Origin of the sequence: Paraburkholderia sp. SIMBA_030 (assembly GCF_046535245.1) — a bacterium.
Lineage (GTDB): Bacteria > Pseudomonadota > Gammaproteobacteria > Burkholderiales > Burkholderiaceae > Paraburkholderia.
This window is the reverse complement of sequence record NZ_JAWRXB010001234.1, coordinates 1-249: the sequence shown is the minus strand read 5'-3', so window position 1 is coordinate 249 and position 249 is coordinate 1. Positions and strand designations below refer to the sequence as shown.

The 249-nt window shown below is 62.7% G+C and carries 1 pseudogene; it reads left to right on the top strand.

The features are described from left to right. Nucleotides 1–249: pseudogene (locus tag SB772_RS43980) on the top strand (hypothetical protein); the annotation flags it as partial.

The following is a 249-nucleotide window of genomic DNA, read 5'->3' as shown; positions in this document are numbered from 1 at the left end:
ATTGGGTCCGCAACCTGCAGGTCGGCCCGTTCCTCGTCTATCCCAAAGTCGATCAGCGCGGGCTGTTTTCCGTTGAGGGAAAGTTGATCCTCACCGATCTGCCCGCGCCGCTTCAACTCCGGTACATCGCATTGCCGTCGGACACCACGTCATTCGATGCGCTGTTCGTCGAGGTGCTTGCGTGCCGCCTGGCGGCTGAATGCGCGGAGCCGATCTGCCAGAGCACGACGAAGGCCCAGGCGAAGTGGC